The sequence below is a fragment of the Klebsiella sp. M041 genome (genome assembly GCF_059759695.1).
In genome coordinates, this window is the sequence record NZ_JCAXWU010000017.1 from 85,571 (window position 1) to 99,479 (window position 13,909).

The following is a 13,909-nucleotide window of genomic DNA, read 5'->3' on the forward strand; positions in this document are numbered from 1 at the left end:
CACTCTTTTTCAGGAGACTGTCGAATGGCAACAGGCACACTGCCCGATGCTGGGCAGATCCTTAACTCTCTTATCAACAGTATCTTACTGGTCGATGACGACCTGGCGGTGCACTTTGCCAATCCTGCGGCCCAGCAGCTGCTGGCGCAGAGTTCGCGCAAACTGTTTGGCACCCCGTTACCTGAGCTGTTGAGCTATTTCTCATTGAATATCGGGCTGATGCAGGAGAGTCTGCAGGCGGGCCAGGGTTTTACCGATAACGAAGTGACGCTGGTTATCGATGGCCGCTCGCATATCCTGTCGCTGACCGCCCAGCGGCTGCCGGAAGGCTTTATTCTGCTGGAAATGGCGCCGATGGATAACCAGCGCCGCCTGAGCCAGGAGCAGCTGCAGCACGCGCAGCAGGTCGCCGCCCGAGATCTGGTCCGCGGCCTGGCGCACGAGATTAAAAACCCGTTAGGCGGCCTGCGCGGCGCGGCACAGCTGCTCAGCAAAGCCCTGCCCGACCCGGCGCTAACGGAATATACCAAAGTGATCATCGAGCAGGCCGACCGGCTGAGAAATCTGGTCGATCGTCTGCTTGGGCCACAGCATCCGGGCATGCACGTTACCGAAAGCATCCACAAGGTCGCCGAACGGGTAGTGAAACTGGTCTCGATGGAGTTGCCGGACAACGTGAAGTTGATCCGTGATTACGACCCCAGCCTACCGGAACTCCCCCACGACCCGGATCAAATTGAACAGGTGTTGCTGAACATCGTCCGTAATGCGCTGCAGGCGCTGGGGCCGGAAGGGGGCGAAATTGTTCTCCGTACCCGGACCGCTTTCCAGCTGACGCTGCACGGGGTGCGTTATCGCCTCGCCGCCCGTATTGACGTCGAAGATAATGGCCCGGGTATTCCGCCCCAGCTCCAGGATACGTTGTTTTATCCGATGGTCAGCGGCCGCGAAGGCGGTACCGGCCTGGGCTTATCTATCGCCCGCAGCCTTATCGATCAGCACTCCGGCAAAATTGAATTCACCAGCTGGCCGGGTCATACCGAATTTTCGGTATACCTGCCTATTCGGAAGTAGAGGTGTTTATGCAACGAGGGATAGCCTGGATCGTTGATGACGATAGCTCCATCCGCTGGGTGCTTGAACGCGCGCTCACCGGAGCCGGCTTGAGCTGCACAACGTTCGAAAGCGGCAATGAGGTGCTAGATGCCCTCACCACCAAAACCCCGGATGTACTGCTGTCAGATATCCGTATGCCGGGAATGGATGGCCTGGCGCTGCTCAAACAGATTAAGCAGCGTCATCCAATGCTTCCGGTCATCATAATGACCGCGCATTCCGATCTGGACGCCGCGGTCAGCGCTTATCAACAAGGCGCGTTTGATTATCTGCCCAAACCTTTTGATATCGATGAAGCCGTCGCCCTCGTCGACCGGGCGATTAGCCACTATCAGGAGCAGCAGCAGCCGCGAAATGCGCCGATAAGCAGCCCCACCGCCGATATCATTGGCGAGGCGCCGGCCATGCAGGATGTCTTTCGCATTATTGGCCGTCTGTCGCGCTCATCCATCAGCGTGCTGATCAATGGCGAATCCGGTACCGGTAAAGAGCTTGTCGCTCATGCCCTGCATCGTCATAGCCCGCGCTCAAAAGCGCCATTTATCGCGCTGAATATGGCGGCGATCCCCAAGGACCTGATCGAATCGGAACTGTTTGGGCATGAAAAAGGGGCCTTTACCGGCGCCAATACCGTCCGTCAGGGTCGCTTTGAACAGGCTGACGGCGGTACGCTGTTCCTGGATGAAATTGGCGATATGCCGCTGGATGTCCAGACTCGCCTGCTGCGCGTTCTGGCGGATGGCCAGTTTTATCGCGTGGGCGGTTACGCGCCGGTGAAGGTCGATGTGCGGATCATCGCCGCCACCCACCAGAATCTGGAGCAGCGGGTGCAGGAGGGGAAATTCCGTGAAGATTTATTCCACCGCCTGAACGTGATCCGGGTGCATTTGCCGCCGCTGCGCGAGCGTCGGGAAGATATTCCTCGTCTGGCCCGCCATTTTCTGCAGATTGCCGCCCGCGAGCTAGGTGTTGAAGCCAAACAGCTGCATCCGGAAACGGAGACAGCGCTGACCCGCCTGGCGTGGCCGGGCAACGTTCGCCAGCTGGAAAACACCTGTCGCTGGCTCACCGTCATGGCCGCCGGCCAGGAGGTGCTGACGCAGGATCTGCCGAGCGAACTGTTTGAGACCACCATTCCTGATAGCCCGACGCAGATGCAGCCAGACAGCTGGGCGACGCTGCTGGGTCAGTGGGCCGATCGGGCACTGCGCTCCGGTCATCAAAACCTGCTCTCAGAAGCGCAACCCGAAATGGAACGCACGCTGCTGACAACCGCCCTGCGTCATACTCAAGGACATAAACAGGAGGCTGCGCGCCTGCTGGGATGGGGTCGTAATACCCTGACGCGTAAGCTAAAAGAGTTGGGTATGGAGTAGGGTTTAACGGCGTGATGAAAAATAGCCGATCAGCGCAAAGTGCTGCTATTTTGTACTTTACTGTTCCGATGAGTTGAGTATGATCGTGCCCGGCATTAGGGGAGAGCATCATGTTTGAATCACTGGTGAGTATGATATCGAGCGGCGCCGCTGCGAGTCACACGCCGCAAACGGCAGTCGCTGCCGTGCTGTGCGCTGCGCTGGTCGGGCTGTTCAGCTAATTGTTCCCCCTCTCCTGCGGGAGAGGGGGAAAACATTAAATCACCCGTGAGAACTGCTGCATCCGAGCCTTTTGCCGGAGATAGGCATCAAAGCACATGCAGATGTTGCGGATCAGCAGGCGGCCTTTCGCCGTTACCTGGATAGCCTTACTCTCCACCACCACCAGCCCGTCATGCGCCAGCGGCGCCAGCAGTTTCAGGTCCTCGGCAAAATAAGTCTGAAAATCCACGGCCCACTGCGCTTCGACGGCATCAATATCCAGACGGAAGTTACAGATCAACGCCTTAATCACGTCGCGACGCAAACAGTCGTCACGGGTTAACGCGATCCCGCGCCACAGGGCGTTCCCTTGCTCTGCCACCTGCTGGTAGTACTGCTTCAGCTCTTTTTGGTTCTGAGCGTAGCTGTCGCCAATCATGCTGATCGCAGACACGCCCATCCCCAGCAAATCGGTATCGCCCTGAGTGGTGTAGCCCTGGAAATTGCGATGCAGTACGCCGTGACGTTGCGCGACCGCTAATTCATCATCAGGACGCGCGAAGTGGTCCATGCCGATAAACTGATAGCCCGCCGCCGTCAGCGAGCCGATGGTCTCCTGGAGGATCTCCAGCTTCTGTTCAGCGGAGGGCAGATCGGCATCTTTAATTTTGCGCTGTGCGGCAAAGAGCGTGGGCAGATGCGCGTAGTTAAACACGCTCAGGCGGTCAGGGTTGAGCTCGGCGACCTTTTGCAGGGTGAAGGCAAAGCTCTCCGGCGTTTGCTTCGGCAGGCCGTAGATGAGGTCGATATTGGTCGAAGTAAATCCAATCTCCCGCGCATGGCGAAGCAAGTCAAAGATGAACGCTTCGTCCTGCTCGCGGTTAACCAGACGCTGAACCTCTTTATTGAAATCCTGCACGCCCATACTCAGGCGGTTGAAACCCTCAGCGCGTAAATGATCGAGGACATCCAGCTCGATTTCACGCGGATCGACCTCGATAGAGATCTCGGCTTCGGCGCTGAAATGAAAATGGGTACGCAACAGATCCATCAGGCGACTGATTTGCGCCTTATTGAGATAGGTCGGCGTGCCGCCTCCCCAGTGCAGTTGCTTAACCTGACGGTTGGCAAACAGCGGCGCGCGGTGGATGATCTCCTGTTCAAGGAGATCGAGATACTGATCGGCCTTATGCTGCTGGCGGGTGACGATCTTATTGCAGCCGCAGAAATAACACAGCTTATGGCAAAACGGGATATGCACATACAGCGACAGGGGACGCAGTGGGTAACGGGCCACAGCGGCATCGAATTCCGCCGCGCCGAATTGTGGTGAAAACTCCAGCGCGGTGGGATACGAGGTATAGCGCGGCCCGGAATAGTTATATTTCTGGATCAGGGCCAGATCCCAGTCGATTATCTGCTCAGACATGCTCACTCCTTCCGATGGTGCCGCCGACGGGTACGCCGTCCCGGCCCCACCGCACCGCGGGTCATGAGCCGGTTGCGCAGCCATTTCTGACGCCGCGACAACCGTCGTAGTTTAACGAATAACCACAGCAGATAACATATAACCAGAAGGGTTATAAGCAGTACCGGGGATCCGATGGGATGCAAATGTTAGTTTCCACCCTTCAGCAGACGCATCATATCTTCCTGACGCTCTTCCTCTTCTTCATCTTCGTCATCGTAAGAGAGGCCGAGCTGCTGCATCAGCTCATCAATACGATCCAGTTTGGCATCCACCCAGCTCTGCTCTTCAGCATTCAGGGTACCGCCCTCTTCCAGACGTTCCAGCAGCGCGTCCAGGCGCTCATCATTCTCCAGCAACTCCAGCTCAGCCTGCGGTGAAAGCATAGGTTTCTCGCTCTTTGGTTTATGCTGCTTGGGAGCTGGAGCGCTGCTTTCGCTCGCGCCCAGCGGGATTGGTTTTTTGCTGCCCACGCGCGGATCTTGCGCCTGGCGCTGTTTTTTACCCGCTGAAGCCGCATCGCCGCCGTTCGCGCGACTTCCTGCCGCGTGGCCACGATGTTTCTTCTGCCGTTTGCGATCGCGAGCTTCCTGATTTAACTCTTCACGCGACTTGCGGCCGGATTTGCCACGGGTGGCGGATGTCGGTTTTTTCATGGTGTGTAATCTTCAGACAGTATTATTCAGTATAGAATTGAGGCGGAATCTAGCAGAAAGCAAGCAAAGAAAAAAGGCGACAGATTACTCTGTCGCCTTTTTCCTCACTGACCACCCTTAACGGGCTCTTCTTTCCCTGTTCGCTAACGACTTACCCTGTCTTTCCCTTAGCGTCCAACGGTCCCTGTTTCTTCCTTTTCCCTTTGAAACGTTTCCAAAACGGGTGTCATCCTGACAATCCTGTGGTCTTCGCCTCCTGGCGCTTCCTGACCCCTCGTCCTGAGTCCTCATCCTTTTCAGCATCCTCGCCGTTGTGTATTACTTTACCGTGTTGACAAAAATCGACAACCAGTCTGGCCGTTAAAAATCTACTTTCAGATTTCTCTATTTTTATAATTTATTTAGTTTCATATGGTTATGATTTATTGGCCTTATTTTTCTCAGGCATGTCCTATACGAAGAATAGCCAATGTCTCACAAAGTGCAGGGTTTTTACTTACAGAACCGGCGTGCGGTAAAAACAGCCTTTTTCTGCTGTTCAGGTATAATCCCTGCCATAGCCTGTTTTAACGGAGACGACCGTCTTGACCAACTGGAATTATCAACTGACGCACTTTGTCACCAGCGCGCCAGATATCCGCCATCTTCCTGCCGATACTGGTATTGAAGTGGCATTCGCCGGCCGCTCCAATGCGGGAAAATCCAGCGCACTGAATACGCTGACCAACCAGAAAAGCCTGGCGCGGACCTCCAAAACGCCCGGACGTACACAGCTGATTAACCTGTTCGAAGTTGCCGAAGGCAAACGCCTGGTCGACCTGCCCGGCTATGGTTATGCGCAAGTCCCGGAAGAGATGAAGATCAAGTGGCAGCGCGCGCTGGGAGAATATCTGGAAAAACGTCTGTGCCTGAAGGGCCTGGTGGTTCTGATGGACATTCGCCACCCGCTTAAAGATCTCGATCAGCAGATGATCCAATGGGCGGTAGAAAGCGATATTCAGGTGCTGGTGCTGCTGACCAAAGCCGATAAGCTCGCCAGCGGCGCGCGTAAAGCGCAAGTGAATATGGTGCGTGAAGCGGTACTGGCCTTCAATGGCGATGTCCAGGTTGAACCCTTCTCCTCGCTGAAAAAATCTGGCGTGGATAAGCTGCGACAGAAGCTGGATAGCTGGTTTAACGAAATCCCGCCGCAGGAAGAAGAGCGCGCCGCAGACGAGTAATCGTCACGAACAGCCGGATAAGAGCGTACCGCGCCTTATCCGGGTTCCTCTCCAGAATCAAGCACAAGCGTGTCCTGTCCCTTTGCCACTTTTCTTTCGCGCAATAAAAAACGCCCCGGTCATAAATGACCGGGGCGGCTAAAATATTCAGCCAAATCCGATTACGTGAAGTAAAAGGTCTGAAAGATAGAACATCTTACCTCTGTACCCTACGCGAATAACTCTACTCTTCTTTCGCTCACGGATAAAGCATTTTTTGTAGTTTTTTTTCACTATTTACATAGCAAATTCAAATGATCCTCACAAAACTCTATAAGTTATGTTGCTTACTTACAGAAAATCGCGTTGCGCTTTGTATACTTAGTGCGCTTGATCCCAGTTTTCTCCGCTGCCCACTTCCACCAGCAACGGTACCGCCAGCGTAGTGCTGTTCTCCATCAGTTCGTGGATCTTTTTCGATACGGCATCAAGCTCATCTTTATGCACTTCAAAGACCAGTTCATCGTGAACCTGCATGATCATCCGCACGCGAGGCTTCTCGCTGCGCAGCCATTCATCAACGGCAATCATCGCCCGCTTGATGATATCCGCAGCCGTCCCCTGCATCGGGGCGTTAATCGCCGCACGTTCCGCACCGGCGCGACGAGCGCCATTGCTGGACTTGATATCCGGCAAATAGAGTCGACGGCCATCCAGCGTTTCAACATAACCTTGCTCCTTCGCCTGTGCGCGGGTGCGCTCCATATACTCCAGCACGCCCGGATAACGCTCGAAATAAAGATCCATGTACTTCTGCGCTTCTTTACGCGGGATGTTCAGCTGGCGGGCCAGGCCAAAGGCGCTCATGCCATAGATCAGACCGAAGTTGATAGCTTTCGCACTGCGCCGCTGTTCGCTGCTGACGCTGTCCAGCGGTAAGCCAAACACTTCAGCCGCCGTCGCCCGGTGAATATCCTTCCCTTCCGCGAAGGCGGTCAGCAGGCCTTTATCCCGCGACAGGTGCGCCATAATGCGCAGCTCGATTTGCGAGTAGTCCGCCGAGACAATGACGTAATCTTCCGGCGCGATAAACGCCTGGCGAATACGGCGCCCTTCTTCGTTACGCACCGGAATGTTTTGCAGGTTTGGATCGGTAGACGACAAACGGCCAGTGGCGGTAACCGCCTGATGATAGGAGGTATGCACGCGGCCCGTTTTGGGGTTAATCATCAGCGGCAGCTTATCGGTATAGGTCGACTTCAGCTTCGCCAGCCCACGGTACTCCAGAATCACTTTCGGCAACGGGTAATCGAGCGCCAGCTCTTCCAGTACCTCTTCAGAGGTTGACGGCGCGCCGCCCGGCGTCTTCTTCAGCGGTTTGATACCCTGTTTTTCAAACAGGATCGTTTGCAGCTGTTTGGTGGAGGAGAGATTAAACGCTTCCCCGGCGATCTCATGCGCCCGCTGCTCCAGCTCAACCAGGCGCTGGGCAATTTCCTGCGAGTGCGCATGCAGCACGGCGGGGTCGATTTTAACGCCATTGCGCTCAACGCGAGACAGCACCGGCACCAGCGGCATTTCAATGTGTTGGAAGATATTCAGCGGACCTTCATGCTGCTGCAGCTTCGGCCACATTTTCAGATGCAACTGAAGCGTGACATCGGCGTCTTCCGCCGCGTAGCGACCAGCCTCTTCCAGCGCAATCTGGTTAAAGGTGAGCTGATTCTTACCCTTGCCAGCGATCTCTTCGAAGGTAATCGTTTTATGCTTCAGCCAGCGGTCGGAAAGACTGTCCATATCGTGGCGGCCCGCCACGCTGTCGAGAATGTAAGATTCCAGCATGGTATCGAACGCAATCCCGCGCAGCTCAATGTCGTAATTAGCCAAAATGCCGCGATCGTATTTGAGATTTTGCCCAACCTTGAGCAGCTTCTCATCCTCCAGCAGCGGTTTAAGCAGCGCCAGCACGCGCTCGCGCGGGATCTGGTCCGGCGCATCAAGGTAATCATGCGCTACCGGGACATAGGCGGCCACGCCCGGCTCAACAGCGAATGAAAGGCCGACCATGTTGGCGGAGATGTTATCCAGGCTGTCGGTTTCCGTATCAAAGGCAAAGAGCGGCGCCTGCTTCAGCTTATCGATCCAGGTGAGCAGCGTGGCCTCATCAAGGATAGTGACATAGTGCTCTGCTGAAAGTGCAGTAGCGGCTTCAACCTCTTCTTCGGCTTCTGCCGCTGCTGCAGGCACTGCAGGTTTCGCAGCCGGTTTGCCCCCCTTCGCCTGCAGCCATTTCCCGGCTTCAACGTCGGTGCTCCAGCGCTTAAACTCATACTGTCTGAACAGCGCCAGCAGATCGTCTGCAGCCGGCGGCTGCACCTCAAGCTCTTCACAAGTGAGCTCCAGCTCGACGTCGGTTTTGATGGTCGCCAGCTGATAAGAGAGATAAGCCACCTCCTTGTTCTGCTCCAGCTTCGCCGCCATCGTTTTCGCGCCGCGGAAGCTCAGTTCAGCGATTTTCTCCGGTTCCGCATACAGCGTATCGAGGCCGCCAAGGCCTTGCAGCAGCGCCTGGGCGGTCTTTTCGCCCACGCCCGGCACGCCAGGAATGTTATCCGAGGAGTCGCCCATCAGCGCCAGGAAATCAATAATCAGCTCCGGCGGGACGCCGTATTTGGTAACCACCTCATCCGGCCCGAGGATAGTGTTGGTCATGGTATTGATCAGGGTGATCCCCGGCGTCACCAGCTGGGCCATGTCTTTATCGCCGGTACTGATCAGCACCGGACGTCCGGCCCTTTCCGCTTCCCGCGCCAGGGTGCCAATCACATCGTCAGCTTCGACGCCCGGGACCGCCATCAGCGGCAGCCCCATCGCTTTCACCATCTTATGCAACGGCTCAATCTGCGCGCGCAGATCGTCCGGCATCGGCGGGCGATGAGATTTGTAATGTTCGAACAATTCATCACGGAAGGTTTTCCCTTTCGCATCAAAGACCACGACGGCATGAGTCGGTTGATACTGCAGAATCAAACTGCGCAGCATATTCAGTACGCCGTACATAGCCCCGGTGGGCTCCCCTGCGCTGTTAGTCAGCGGCGGAAACGCATGATACGCCCGATAAAGATAGGAGGAGCCGTCAACGAGGATGAGAGGGTTTTCTGGGATCTGAACCATAATTTCCGTGCCTGTTTATCAGATTATGGATAAAGGATGCCACAGACGGGCATGAAATCCTGAATTTTTCCCGCATTTCGCGGAAAAGATTCAACGATCGTCGCGATCGCGCGACAACTTAGCTTGTGGATAACTTTGTGCATAGTTTTACAACGTCAGCTTATCCGCCCCGGGAAATAAATGAATAAATAGTATTAATCACTATTTATCAATCACTTAAAAACAGATCAACGATCCTGGCATTAATTTGATGACCTAATCTTCCATGTGGATAGAAGATCCTTGTTTTTTTCTGTTCTGGTAAGACCCGTCATTTGCCGCGTTTTCTGGTAAAATCAGCCCCTTGCGCAGCTTAAAGGCGCTCTTTGTCAGCCTAACTTTCTGAATAAACTAACTATGTCGAGATTACTCGCTGCGATAACACTTCCGCTGAGTATCGCCTTAACCATCTTAGTCACCGTTATCTGCTCTGTACCGATCATCGTCGCCGGGCTGATTAAACTGCTGGTCCCCATTCCAGCGGTATGGCGCTCTATATCCGTTTTTTGCAATTTTATGATGTACTGCTGGTGCGAAGGGCTGGCGCTGCTGTTGCATCTCAATCCCTGGCTAAAATGGGACGTCCAGGGTCTGGAAGGCCTGAACAAAAAGAACTGGTATCTGCTGATCAGCAACCACCACAGCTGGGCAGATATCGTGGTGCTGTGCGTACTGTTCCGCAAGCATATTCCGATGAATAAGTACTTTCTTAAACAACAGCTGGCGTGGGTACCGTTCATCGGTCTCGCCTGCTGGGCACTGGATATGCCTTTTATGCGCCGCTATTCGCGTAGCTATCTTATTCGTCACCCGGAACGCCGTGGTAAAGATGTCGAAACCACCCGCCGTTCATGTGAGAAATTCCGCTCACATCCGACGACTATCGTCAATTTCGTGGAAGGCTCGCGTTTTACCGACGCAAAAAAGCGCGAGACGCGCTCCCCTTACCACAATCTTTTACCACCGAAAGCGGCAGGTATTGCCATGGCGCTCAATGTTCTCGGTTCGCAGTTCGATAAACTGCTGAACGTTACGCTGTGCTACCCGGAAAATAATGCAAGGCCGTTTTACGACATGTTAAGCGGCCGACTGACGCGCATTGTGGTTCGTATCAATCTGGTACCGATTGGCGAGGAGCTACACGGCGATTACGTCAACGATAAGAACTTTAAGCGTGGCTTCCAGCGCTGGCTGAATGGGCTGTGGGAAGAGAAAGACCGTCAGTTAACTGACATCATGCGGGACAAAGAAAGGACGCCACGGTAAAGCAGATAGAGTAACGCCGGTCAGTGACCGGCGTTTTTTTTATTTCTTCTCAACCAGCTGCTTCACGGTATCCGCATACTGAGCGACGAAGACATCCATATTGCTGGTGTCCATCCCCTGCGGGTTCAGCTGGTACTTACCATTGACGTACATAGCCGGTACCCCCTGCAGCTGCAGATCGGCTGCCGCTTTCTCCTGCTGAGCGACCAGAGATTTCACCACGAAGCTGTTCCATGCGGCATCGTAGTCTTCCCCTTTCACGCCAGCGTCGACGAACACTTTACGAATGTCAGCCAGGCTCTGCACGGTCTGGTTTTTCTGCACCGCTTCGAACATCGGCGCCGTAATTTTATCTTCAACGCCCAGCGCGATGGCAACAGCCCATGCCTGCGTCAGCTCCTTGCCCAGCGGCCCAAGGAACTCGACGTGGTATTTGGTCATTTTGGTGCCTTCTGGCAGTTTCTGGCGCACGCTGTCAGAGACATGCAGCACTTCTTCAAACTGATAGCAGTGCGGGCAGTAGAATGAAAAGAACTCAAGCACCTGTGGCTCGCCAGCAACCGGCTTATCAAGGGTGATGTACTGCTTGCCGTCGGTGATCTGGGCAGCGGATGCACTAAAAGCCAGAATCATACCAGCCAGCGCCAGCCAAACTTTTTTCATGATTTACTCTCTCCTGGATATATCACATTAATACATTGGCGTTAACTGAAGCGGGGGTTCCTGTAGAACCTTCACCTGCTCAAGAAAAGTAGACGTCTGCCCTCGCCAGTAATCCTCCCCGGTTAACCAGGGGAAATTAACCGGGAAAGCCGGATCGTCCCAGCGTCTGAGCAACCACGCCAGATAATAAACCAGTCGCATGGCGCGTAAAGGTTCAATAAGCGCGATTTCATCGCTGTTAAAGGGGCTGAATTCCTCATAGGCCTCGACGATGGTCTCCAGCTGCATACGCTGTTCAGCCTGATCGCCGTTGAGCAGCATCCACAGATCCTGAATCGCCGGGCCGGTTCGCGCATCGTCTAAGTCAACAAACAGCGGCCCATCGCGCCAGAGGATATTGCCTGCATGGCAGTCGCCATGCAGGCGCAAAGTAGTCCCGCCGCCGTGCCATTGGGTCATGACGGCAGCGATGAGTTTATCGGTCGCCTTCAGGAAATCGGCCTTCAGGCCTGAGGGGATAAGCGTCGACTGTTCAAATACCTGGCGCGGTTCCAGCAGATACTCCTGCACGCCAATCTCCGGACGCGCAGAAAAGCGCTGTTTGCGCCCGGTCTGGTGCAGGCGCCCAAGATAACGGCCAACCCACTCCATCTGATCAAGGTTATCCGCCTCGAACTGTCGGCCGCCAAGGCTTGGGAAAACGGCAAAATAAAATCCCTGATGCTGATGAAGCGTACTGTCGTTAAATAACAGCGGCGCAGCAACGGGCACTTCATCTTCTACAAGCTGAAGCGCAAACTGGTGTTCTTCAAGGATCTGCGCTGCCGACCAGCGCTCAGGACGATAGAACTTCACCACATAGCGATGACGCTCTTCGTCCTGGAACTGATAAACGCGGTTCTCATAGCTGTTCAGCGGGGTAAGACCGGAGTCCACCCGCATACCCAGATCGAATAATCCATCGATAATGGTATCCGGGCGAAGCGTCTGAAAAGTAAAAGCCTTATCGTGCATCCTGACATCCGATAATCGTACGAATAGTTCAGGATATCATCTCATTGCGCTTTACGCGGCAGCGCTTACAACCTTTTACTCTTTTATTACGCCGCGGGCGCGCAACAGCGCGGTTTTAAAGTCCTCTTCATAATCCTTCTGAATACCCGGGATGACAGCATCTTTTGAAGAGTCACGCATCTTCAGGTGATAGATCAGAATATCGTCGGAAAGATCGCTCAGTTCGCCATCATAGCCGGCCTCTTTCGCCAGCTTCTGCAAAAATTGCATCAGGTATAGTTCAGGCTCTTTCTGCCAGGCGGGCTGGAGGAGTTCAATTACTTCATTCAGACGTTTACATTTCATGGTCATGCTCCTTACTCTTGATAGGGACAAGTTAACAGGGTCAATCCCACAATGAAAGAGGCGATATTCATATGCAAAGCGAGGCGATAACCGGCGTCGTGCTGGCGGGCGGCAGGGCCACGCGAATGGGCGGCATTGATAAAGGATTACAGTTGCTCAATGGACGTCCTCTCTGGCGACACGTCGCGGAGGCATTAGCTCCGCAGGTAGATGAGTTAGTGATTAGCGCCAACCGTCACCTTACGCAGTGGCAAGCCAGTGGATATCCGGTGTTTCGTGATACGCAGGCGGGGTACCCGGGTCCTTTAGCCGGTATGCTTGCCGTGATGCAGCAGGTCGCGAGTCCATGGTTTGTTTTTTGCCCCTGCGACACGCCCTTCATTCCGTCATTTTTAGTTGAGCGCTTTATCCAGCAAAAAAGCGCTGCGCCGGTGGTTTGGGCCCATGACGGCGAACGGGATCATCCCGCCGTTGCGCTGGCGCATCGTCAAATTATTCCGCATCTGGAGGCCTATCTTGCCAGCGGCGAACGCCGGGTAATGGTGTTCATGCGCCAGATGGGCGGCCATCCGGTTAGCTTCAGCGAGGTAAAATCGGCTTTTATGAATGTGAATACGCTCGAGGATTTGCAACGTATGCAGGAGCCATCATGATCCCGCTATTAGCGATTGCCGCCTGGAGCGGTACAGGGAAAACGACATTATTAAAGCGTCTCATTCCTGAGCTGTGCGCTCAAGGATTACGCCCTGGTCTGATCAAGCATACCCATCATGATATGGACGTGGATAAGCCGGGCAAAGATAGCTATGAATTGCGCAAGGCGGGCGCTGCGCAAACCATTGTCGCCAGCGAACAGCGGTGGGCGCTGATGACCGAAACACCCGAGAAGCCGGAATTAGATCTCACATGGCTGGTCAGTCGAATGGATGCCAGCAGACTGGACCTTGTTTTGGTCGAGGGTTTCAAGCATGAAGCAGTGCCTAAGATCCTGCTTTTTCGGCAAAACAGCGGCCATCGTGTGGAAGAGTTAACGATGGATGATCATACCATCGCCGTGGCCAGCGATGTATCGATCGCGACCTCACTTCCGCTGTTGGATTTAAATAATATTCCGCAGATTGCGACATTTATTGTCGGCTGGTTAGCGAAGCAGTAGCAGAACTTCACCCTGAGTCAGTGCTGCATAGCTTGTCCGCGCCACAGGGGCGTAGCCCCATGTCGGATCCGTAGCCCCGGTAAGCGCAGCGCCACCGGGGGAAGCATACACCACACAGCAAAAAACCCGCACCTTTCGGGACGGGGTTCTTTTTAAACGCAAAAACAAAAAGCTCAGTCTTTCGACTGAGCTTTCTGCTTTATTTGATGCCTGGCAGTTCCCTACTCTCACATGGG

Annotated in this window: 14 protein-coding genes; 7 read left to right on the forward strand and 7 right to left on the reverse strand. The window is 54.5% G+C overall.

The features are described 5' to 3' along the window. Positions 1–24: 24 nt before the first annotated feature. The 3 genes from glnL (at position 25) to AC6CWS_RS20795 (ending at position 2,713) form a co-directional block, all read left to right on the forward strand. Positions 25–1,074 (forward strand): nitrogen regulation protein NR(II), encoded by a 1,050-nt coding sequence (gene glnL / locus AC6CWS_RS20785; protein WP_004203621.1) that lies wholly within the window; start codon positions 25–27, stop codon positions 1,072–1,074. Between the two features lie 8 nt (positions 1,075–1,082). After that, on the forward strand, positions 1,083–2,492 hold the full coding sequence (gene glnG / locus AC6CWS_RS20790) for a nitrogen regulation protein NR(I) (protein WP_002882749.1): 1,410 nt from the start codon (positions 1,083–1,085) through the stop codon (positions 2,490–2,492). Positions 2,493–2,602: 110 nt separating this feature from the next. Then, positions 2,603–2,713, forward strand: a complete 111-nt coding sequence (locus AC6CWS_RS20795; protein WP_004152951.1) for a YshB family small membrane protein — start codon at positions 2,603–2,605, stop codon at positions 2,711–2,713. A 35-nt stretch (positions 2,714–2,748) separates the two neighbouring features. Here the strand turns inward: AC6CWS_RS20795 and hemN are convergent, their stop codons facing one another. Both hemN and yihI read right to left on the reverse strand, forming a co-directional pair. Then, entirely contained in the window at positions 2,749–4,122 is a 1,374-nt protein-coding gene (gene hemN / locus AC6CWS_RS20800; RefSeq protein WP_065883489.1) for an oxygen-independent coproporphyrinogen III oxidase, read from the reverse strand. A gap of 188 nt (positions 4,123–4,310) precedes the next feature. Beyond that, a complete protein-coding gene (gene yihI / locus AC6CWS_RS20805; RefSeq protein ID WP_048296382.1) occupies positions 4,311–4,817 on the reverse strand; it encodes a Der GTPase-activating protein YihI in 507 nt (168 codons plus the stop codon). 584 nt (positions 4,818–5,401) lie between these two features. Between yihI and yihA the strand changes: the two genes are divergently transcribed. Further along, on the forward strand, positions 5,402–6,037 hold the full coding sequence (gene yihA, locus AC6CWS_RS20810) for a ribosome biogenesis GTP-binding protein YihA/YsxC (RefSeq protein ID WP_023291493.1): 636 nt from the start codon (positions 5,402–5,404) through the stop codon (positions 6,035–6,037). A 147-nt stretch (positions 6,038–6,184) separates the two neighbouring features. Here yihA and spfP read toward each other — a convergent pair whose 3' ends face one another. Next, positions 6,185–6,232 (reverse strand): small protein SpfP, encoded by a 48-nt coding sequence (gene spfP / locus AC6CWS_RS20815; RefSeq protein WP_071892919.1) that lies wholly within the window; start codon positions 6,230–6,232, stop codon positions 6,185–6,187. A 165-nt stretch (positions 6,233–6,397) separates the two neighbouring features. Continuing rightward, positions 6,398–9,190: a DNA polymerase I gene (gene polA, locus AC6CWS_RS20820; RefSeq protein WP_065883491.1), complete on the reverse strand. Its 2,793-nt coding sequence runs from the start codon at positions 9,188–9,190 to the stop codon at positions 6,398–6,400. Positions 9,191–9,586: 396 nt separating this feature from the next. On the opposite strand from polA, the gene yihG reads away from it, so the two are divergent. Further along, positions 9,587–10,495, forward strand: coding sequence for a 1-acylglycerol-3-phosphate O-acyltransferase, YihG family (gene yihG / locus AC6CWS_RS20825; RefSeq protein ID WP_023291491.1), 909 nt, complete (start codon positions 9,587–9,589; stop codon positions 10,493–10,495). 39 nt (positions 10,496–10,534) lie between these two features. On the opposite strand, the gene dsbA is transcribed toward yihG, so the two are convergent. From dsbA to AC6CWS_RS20840, 3 genes are all read right to left on the reverse strand, one after another. Further along, entirely contained in the window at positions 10,535–11,158 is a 624-nt protein-coding gene (gene dsbA, locus AC6CWS_RS20830; protein WP_004203613.1) for a thiol:disulfide interchange protein DsbA, read from the reverse strand. A gap of 27 nt (positions 11,159–11,185) precedes the next feature. Further along, positions 11,186–12,172 (reverse strand): serine/threonine protein kinase, encoded by a 987-nt coding sequence (locus tag AC6CWS_RS20835; RefSeq protein ID WP_065883493.1) that lies wholly within the window; start codon positions 12,170–12,172, stop codon positions 11,186–11,188. A 75-nt stretch (positions 12,173–12,247) separates the two neighbouring features. Next, complete coding sequence (locus AC6CWS_RS20840; protein ID WP_065883495.1) at positions 12,248–12,517, reverse strand: YihD family protein; 270 nt, start codon at positions 12,515–12,517, stop codon at positions 12,248–12,250. 71 nt (positions 12,518–12,588) lie between these two features. Between AC6CWS_RS20840 and mobA the strand changes: the two genes are divergently transcribed. Both mobA and mobB read left to right on the forward strand, forming a co-directional pair. Next, the gene (gene mobA, locus AC6CWS_RS20845; protein WP_023291489.1) at positions 12,589–13,170 is read left to right on the forward strand and encodes a molybdenum cofactor guanylyltransferase MobA; all 582 of its coding nucleotides are present in this window, start codon (positions 12,589–12,591) and stop codon (positions 13,168–13,170) included. After that, positions 13,167–13,673, forward strand: a complete 507-nt coding sequence (gene mobB, locus AC6CWS_RS20850; protein ID WP_023291488.1) for a molybdopterin-guanine dinucleotide biosynthesis protein MobB — start codon at positions 13,167–13,169, stop codon at positions 13,671–13,673. The genes mobA and mobB overlap by 4 nt, the downstream gene beginning before the upstream one ends. The last annotated feature ends 236 nt before the right edge of the window (positions 13,674–13,909 follow it).